10 protein-coding genes are annotated in these 6,250 nt (G+C 65.7%); 2 read left to right on the forward strand and 8 right to left on the reverse strand.

What is annotated here, in order from left to right; translation table 11 throughout:
• Nucleotides 1–19 precede the first annotated feature (19 nt).
• Nucleotides 20–322: an antibiotic biosynthesis monooxygenase family protein gene (locus RM423_RS18730; protein ID WP_311424569.1), complete on the forward strand. Its 303-nt coding sequence runs from the start codon at nt 20–22 to the stop codon at nt 320–322.
• Between the two features lie 342 nt (nt 323–664).
• Here RM423_RS18730 and RM423_RS18735 read toward each other — a convergent pair whose 3' ends face one another.
• The 6 genes from RM423_RS18735 to RM423_RS18760 form a co-directional block, all read right to left on the reverse strand.
• Nucleotides 665–928, reverse strand: a complete 264-nt coding sequence (locus RM423_RS18735; RefSeq protein ID WP_311424570.1) for a hypothetical protein — start codon at nt 926–928, stop codon at nt 665–667.
• A 28-nt stretch (nt 929–956) separates the two neighbouring features.
• Nucleotides 957–1,130: a CsbD family protein gene (locus RM423_RS18740; protein WP_311424571.1), complete on the reverse strand. Its 174-nt coding sequence runs from the start codon at nt 1,128–1,130 to the stop codon at nt 957–959.
• 156 nt (nt 1,131–1,286) lie between these two features.
• On the reverse strand, nt 1,287–1,601 hold the full coding sequence (locus RM423_RS18745; RefSeq protein ID WP_311424572.1) for a type II toxin-antitoxin system PemK/MazF family toxin: 315 nt from the start codon (nt 1,599–1,601) through the stop codon (nt 1,287–1,289).
• Nucleotides 1,591–1,821 (reverse strand): hypothetical protein, encoded by a 231-nt coding sequence (locus RM423_RS18750; protein WP_311424573.1) that lies wholly within the window; start codon nt 1,819–1,821, stop codon nt 1,591–1,593. Before RM423_RS18750 ends, RM423_RS18745 begins: the two co-directional genes overlap by 11 nt.
• Nucleotides 1,822–1,916: 95 nt before the next feature.
• Complete coding sequence (locus RM423_RS18755) at nt 1,917–2,447, reverse strand: hypothetical protein (RefSeq protein ID WP_311424574.1); 531 nt, start codon at nt 2,445–2,447, stop codon at nt 1,917–1,919.
• A 5-nt stretch (nt 2,448–2,452) separates the two neighbouring features.
• A complete protein-coding gene (locus RM423_RS18760; protein WP_311424575.1) occupies nt 2,453–2,593 on the reverse strand; it encodes a hypothetical protein in 141 nt (46 codons plus the stop codon).
• Nucleotides 2,594–2,655: 62 nt separating this feature from the next.
• Between RM423_RS18760 and RM423_RS18765 the strand changes: the two genes are divergently transcribed.
• Nucleotides 2,656–3,270 (forward strand): transposase, encoded by a 615-nt coding sequence (locus RM423_RS18765; RefSeq protein WP_311424576.1) that lies wholly within the window; start codon nt 2,656–2,658, stop codon nt 3,268–3,270.
• Nucleotides 3,271–3,344: 74 nt separating this feature from the next.
• On the opposite strand, the gene RM423_RS18770 is transcribed toward RM423_RS18765, so the two are convergent.
• Together RM423_RS18770 and RM423_RS18775 are read right to left on the reverse strand one after the other, a co-directional pair.
• Complete coding sequence (locus RM423_RS18770; RefSeq protein ID WP_311424577.1) at nt 3,345–4,652, reverse strand: hypothetical protein; 1,308 nt, start codon at nt 4,650–4,652, stop codon at nt 3,345–3,347.
• Nucleotides 4,653–5,697: 1,045 nt separating this feature from the next.
• Nucleotides 5,698–5,853, reverse strand: coding sequence for a hypothetical protein (locus RM423_RS18775; RefSeq protein ID WP_311424578.1), 156 nt, complete (start codon nt 5,851–5,853; stop codon nt 5,698–5,700).
• Nucleotides 5,854–6,250: the final 397 nt, after the last annotated feature.

Here is a 6,250-nt window from a genome sequence, read left to right on the forward strand (position 1 = left end):
CCGACGCTAGCCTGGACAGATGTATGCGCTCCTGTACAGGTGGAGACTGGTCCGTGGCGCGGAGAGCGAATTCAAGCAAGCGTGGTCGGACATGACGGTCAGCATCCGGTCCCAATGCGGCAGTTTCGGCTCGAGATTGCACCGCTGTGATGACGGCACCTGGGTCGCGTACGCGGTTTGGCCGGACCGGGAAAGCCGGCAGCGCTGTATGCCGGACAATCCGTCCGCAGCTGCTGTGATGAGCACGGCTGTGCTGGAGCGTTTTGAACCGTTGCGGCTGACGGTTGTGACCGACCTGATCAGCGGTCCGCTGACAGCGTAGATCGATCGTCGGTGGGACAGCTGGCTCCAGATGGCGCTGACAAGTCCGTGCCACTTGCCGTTGACGGGTCACAGGGTCTCTGACAGGTGCGCGTCGGGCGTGTCGTGGCCGCGGTTGACGTCAGAAGACCGGCCGCTATCAGAACCGGTCTCTCTGGGAACAGTGGTAGCCGAGCGGGTTCGCTCCGATACGGGTCACGGCGTAAATGGTCCTGGCCATGGCGATGCCACAGCAGTAGCGGCCGATGAACTGCCGATGACGGGATGCTGATGGGGTGGGCGTCGGCCGACTCGCCCACCCCTTCAGCCCGCAACCCAGCCGCCGGATCCCCCGCTAGGAGTGTTAGGCGTTGCGCTTACGAGGCAGCACCAGCACCACGATCAGGGTGATGATGCTGAAGAACAGCCCCAGCACGCCGAACAGGATCGCGCTGCGGCCCTTGGCCGCGGCGATGACTGCGCACAACACTGCGGCAATCACCGAGCCAACGAGCACGAAGATGCCCTTGATGCCCCGCAGGATGAATCCGGCGGCTTCCGGCTGGCCCATAGACAGTGCGTAATGCAGATGCGTCACCATGTAGTCCTCATCGACGAGCGGCAACACGAAGCCGCGGCTGACCCTGCATACCCGTTCAGTGCTTGAAGGTGTCCTTGACCTTCTCGCCAGCGTTTTTCAGGTCGGCCTTGGACTGATCGGTCTTGCCCTCGGCCTCGGTCGAGTGATCACCGGTCGCCTTCCCCACCGTCTCCTTGGCCTTGCCGGCCGCGTCCTGGGCCGCGTTCTTGGCCTTGTCCACTGCGCTCATTGCTGTCGTCCTTCCTGACGAGAACCGTGCCGAATCTCCAGTATCCCCACTTGCGCCGGTTCGGTGCCCACCCGTAGGGTGTTCCGGCGAGGGTGGCTATGCCATGTCGTGGGGGCATCCTTCACCGGGCTGGTGCTATAGCTGTCCTCGAGCGGATCAGTCGATTCCCAGTGTCAGTCGCAGGGCCGCGTCAATGGCCTGTAGCTCGGTGAGGCTGACGTGGCCGACGAGTTCGCCGAGCCGTTCGGGCGCTACCGCCGCGGTCTGTTCGGTGAGTACTTGTGTCGGGTCCTCGCTGATGAGGATGGTGGGTCGGAAGATACGCGGCTGCGCGGATCTGGAGGTCGGCGCGACGAGGAGCGTGGACAGCAGCAGATCATCGGACTGCAGGATCACCGCGTAGCGGGAACCGTGCTGTTCATTGCCACGAGCGCCGCGGGTGGCGCGAAGGCGGTGAACGTCACCACGCACGAAGCTCGTCCATCTCCGTAAGGACCTGACGACACTCAGCGAGATCAGCGGGGTCGCTCACTGCGGCGAGCGACTCGCGACGCATCTGTTCGCGCCTCCGCAGTCGGACGGCGTCGACTAGTGCCTGGCGTATCGCATCAGAAACGGTGGCACCGTCGGCAGTCAGTTCCGCAAGCGCGCGCTCGGATCGTTCGTCTGTCCTGAAGTTCACCACGGTCATGTGATGATGATACGACGAATCGTAAGACAAACCAGCTACGTGTCGCTAGTGAACCGCCCCGGCGAGTCCGGAGCCTCCACAAAACCCGGGGCGATTCAGGTGGCGTGGATGAGTTGTTGGAGTCGCGCGATGTCGTTGACCGCGGGTGTGGTGTGGGGGAGTGGGTTGCTGCGGCGTAGCGCGGTTTCGACGTCGGTGCTGACGTGGCAGTCCAGGTCGGGGTCCTCGTGGCCGGTGGCGGCTGCTGCCGCGGCGTGGTGATCGTAGTGATACAGGGTGGGTTCGGTGGTCGCGGCCCATTCGGTGGACAGGTCATCCACACCGGCGAGCAGGACAGCCAATCGGCGGCGCAGCAGCCGTGGATCCCAACCGGTGACCCGGACCTGGGCTCTGTTCTGAGCGGGGCAGGCCGCTGGGCGGCGGGCGGGGGCCAGTCCGTGGCTGGTCAGCGTGGTGAGCACATCCCCGGCCTGCGCTTGGCAGGGCAGGTCGATGATGAGGGCGCCGTCGAGTTCGTCGCGGACGGCTTGCCATGCGGTGTGGGGCCAGTGGCGGGCGGTGGCGGTGGCGCGGCACAGCGCGACGACGTCCTCCGGATCCACCGCGAGCTGCCCATTGGCGGTCATGCGCGTCACCGTCGCCCACCAGCGGACATGGACGGGACGTGCGGGCCGGCGGTTGCCGGGTCGGCTCGTTTGATGGCGCGGTACACGGTGGAGCGGGCGACACCGAACAGTTCGGCGAGTTCGGTGCTGATCCCGGGCCGGCGCACCGACGAATCTCACTGCCGATGTCGCCGCCGGGCTGCTACGACGTGTCCGATCACGTAACCCGGTGCACGCCACGCTGCGGGCTTTGGCCGTCGAACTGGTCGCCGAGATCGGCCACCTCGACCGGCGCATCAGTGCCGCCGGCGAACAGATCACCACGGCCGTCGCCGCGACCGGCTCATCGCTGACCGAGCTCTACGGCATCGGCCCGCTGCTCGCCGGCAAGATCCTCGTCCGCGTCGGAACTGCTGCCCGGTTCCGGTCGGCGGCCGCGTTCGCCAGCTACAACGGGACCGCCCCGATCGAGGTGTCCTCCGGTGACGTCGTGCGACACCGGCTCTCCCGAGCCGGGGACCGGCAGCTCAACCACGCCTTGCACATCATGGCGATCACCCAGCTCGCCGGCGACACCACCGGACGCGCCTACTACCCACGCAAACGGGCGGCGGGCAAGAGCCACAAGGAAGCCCTGCGCTGCTTGAAGCGCCGACTATCCGACGTCGTCTACCAACAACTCGTCCACGACACCGAATCCACCATGGCGGCGGGCCTGGGCGGACAACAGGGGGCGGCTCTCGAATCCAGCGCGACCGGCTTACACCCCAACACCGGCACTTCGGATCAGTCACTACCCAGGCTCGCCGACCCTGACGCTACCCCAAAATCAAGATCAACTTGACCAGAGAGGAGCCGTTTACGCGATAGACCCCTCTACTTCTTCCGATGCCGACATTGCTGCGGCGGTTCACCGTGTTAGTGCTGGGTGCGGCGGCGGGTGAGGCCGGCTGCTGCTGCGGCGATCACGACAATCCCGGCGATGCCGGTGGCGAGTTGGAGCCGCACGGTGGTAGCGCTGGTGCTCGCGGCTTGTCCGCCTGAGCCGGCGGGGACCGCGGTCGGAACGCCTCCACCGGGGGCGCTGCTCGACGGTGTGGGGTGTGGGGTCGCAGCGGGGATGAACAGCAGCCCTTTGGGGCTGGTGAGGCCGCTGTGGAGGTGGGTGACGATGCCGGTCTGGATGTCGAGTACGCCCAGGTCAGCGGTATTGGCGAAGTCACCGGTGGACGGGGCAGGCTGGGAGACGATGTAGCTGCCCGCGGTGATGGCGGCGGTGTCGATGCTGACGATTGTGCCTGCTTTTTGGTCGACGGCGTAGAGGGTGCCGGGGCCGGTGACTTGGGCGATGTCGTCTAGTTGCGGGGTTACCGCGGCACCGGTGGCGTTGCCCGCGTTGTGCAGGGTCAGCTGCTTCAACGTTGGGGTGGCTGAGTTCAGGTGCGAGGCGAAGACGATTCTGCTGTCGCCTTGAGCGACCTGGATCAGGGTGTCTCCTGAGGCGGAGGCGATGATTCGGTTGGAGTCGGGATCAGTCAAGTGCAGAGGTGCCCTCGCTGGGCCACCGGCGGCCGGGTTGACCATTGGCGCGGTGTCGTTGACACCGAACAGCCCAGTGAGGGTCGCAGTCGTCCCGGCCAAGGTCATCTTGAACACCGCTGCGGCGTTGTTAGGCGCTCGCAGAGCCGGTTCCGGATTGGAGTGGGCCACATAGAGGGTGCCATCGGAGCCGACGGACACCGCGTCGGTGCCGCCGTTCGTGGCCCGGGGCCTCTCGGTGCCGGTCTGCGCCGGGCTGGGACTGTAGGTGTAAGCCTTCGGGGTGGCGTTGCCCGGGGCGATCACGGCCAATCGAGAGTTCAAGTCTTCATTGATCGTGGCGTACACCACACCGCGACCCGGATCCGCGGTCAACCCGTCCACCCGTCCCGCGATCGACCAGGCCGCGGTGACCGCGCCATGGGAGTTCAACGCAACGACCTGGCTCACGCTGCCCGCCGGGGTGCCGTCCTTGCCGGCGTTGTTCTGATACGCCGTGTACAACACGCCGTTGAGCACGGTGATGTCATCAGGTTTGCTCGCCCCCGCCGGCGCAGCCGCGAACAGCACCGGATGCACCGCGGGCACCGCCGCTCCCGCCGGCACCACGAACCCAGCCCCCAGCCCGACGCCGGCGGCCGCAACCCCCACCGCGCACGCGATCAGAGTCGACCGCAATATCGTCACGTCAACGTCCTCACCAATTCTGGACCCAGCCCAACGCCGAATCGATTGACGCCATCACCTGGCTCCGCCCGCACGGTATAAGCCGATCCGATCCACCACTCCAACAACCGGCGACCACCACTCCAACAACAGATGAACGCCGCGCTCCGCACCCGCCCAGTGCTGCCTGCCAGCGCAAACGAGCACTATGCCATCGATGTCGTTTTGTCCTCAAGGTCGAGGAGCTCGCCCAGGTGCAAGCACCAAGCGATGACGACTCCGTGGGCCCGCGCGTTGAAGCGACAGTGACGGTTACCGACCGTTCCAATTGGCACACCGGCGGCCTCCAGCCACGGCGAAGCCTCCACGGCAGTAGTTGAAGGCGCCTGAAGCGAGGTCGGCGCACCATCATGGATCAACCGGTTGGGGTCAGGCCAGACCGCCCGCGAGGACGCAGCACCCCATCGAGCAGTTGTTGATTACGCTCCAGCGCCGCCGCCCCGGCAGCCGCATGCTCGACCCCGCGCTCACCGGCCTCACACGCCTGCCGGCGAAGCTCCAACCGCGCCATAAGCTGCCGGGCCAGCAGGCGCAGCTGGTGGCATCGGAGTTCGGTCAGGGCCCTGTTGCGGGTAGCCAGCAGGGCTGGGCCGCCGCAGGTTCGGCCGCGACGCCCAAATCTGCGGGATGACACGGCGATACACGCTAATTCGCGAACACACTCTCGCCGCTGGTGCCGCGGTCATGGGCCACGGGCTGGGATTGTCGTAAGTCGGGCCCACGATGCCCTGATGATTGACACAGCAGGCACAAACACCGATCACGACCAGGCGACGCTGGCGGCGGAGCTGGCCCACATAACGCGGGGAGACCTCTCGCAGAATCTGCTCCGCGATCTACGTCGACGTCAAAAAGACGGAGAAGAGCGTGAACCAGTCGTTAGCAAGAGCGCTGCAGGCGGCCAGGGGGATGACGCGTCGGTCCAGTACCGCTTCGACGTCGCAGGGTTCGCCAGCATGCCTAGCCGGGGTGATCACCCCAGCGAGCCAGGCGATCCGTCACGTCGCTATAAGCCGGCCTCGGACAGTCGCTTCGCGACGGGTGCATCCATCCGCTGGTGGATGTACATGCCGAGCAGGGCTGAGGCGAGGACGTATCCGGGTGCGTTCTTGCCGAGGCCCAGCACCCCCACCAGAACGTAGCCGGCGACGCCGGCGGACATGACACCGACGACGACGTGCGCCGCAGCCTGCGCTGTGGGGGATGGGTCCTTCGGAGATCTGCATGAAAGTCATAACTCCATGGTGACTCAGCACACCGACAAGTCCTCGATTTGTGTCGCCCGAGATCACGAGCGACGTCTTCGTGAGCGGCCGCCGAGAGCAGTCGAGCAGACGTGTCCGGTAACGATCGTTTCCTTTACGTAAGCCGTCGGCGCCGACAGACCGCACGATCGTCGTCTAAAATTCGTGTCAGGAACCGGCGGCGTCAAACTAGTGTAGCGTGAACGATGATCTTTGACCGCTGGTTGCTTTGGTGAGGATTTCGTCGGCGGTCTTGGTCCAGGTGAACGGCTGGCAGCGTTCGTTCCAGGCGTCGATGTAAGTCTCGATTGCGGC

Source organism: Jatrophihabitans lederbergiae (genome assembly GCF_031845305.1).
Classification (GTDB): domain Bacteria; phylum Actinomycetota; class Actinomycetes; order Mycobacteriales; family Jatrophihabitantaceae; genus Jatrophihabitans_A; species Jatrophihabitans_A lederbergiae.